Genomic DNA, 262 nt, shown 5'->3' with positions numbered 1-262 from the left:
CGGCACGCTCGCCGATCCCGTTCATTGCGCCTTCCACCTGGCGTGCACCGGCATGTACCGCCGCCAGTGAGTTTCCGACCGCCAGGCCCAAATCGTCGTGGGTATGTACGGAGATAATGGCTTTGTCGATGTTAGGCACGCGTTCATACAGGCCGCTGATGATTCCGGCGAACTCAAACGGCATGGTGTAGCCCACGGTGTCCGGAATGTTGATGGTGGTGGCACCGGCATTAATCGCCGCTTCGACCACTCGCGCCAGATC

General features: G+C 60.3%; 1 pseudogene. It reads right to left on the bottom strand.

What is annotated here, in order from left to right:
- Window positions 1–262 (bottom strand): annotated as a pseudogene (locus AC0L27_RS41405) (2-isopropylmalate synthase); the annotation flags it as partial.

The sequence above is a fragment of the Bradyrhizobium sp. Ken51 genome, assembly GCF_055807435.1.
The sequence above is the reverse complement of the archived record's forward strand: the minus strand, read 5'-3'. Positions and strand labels throughout refer to the sequence as shown.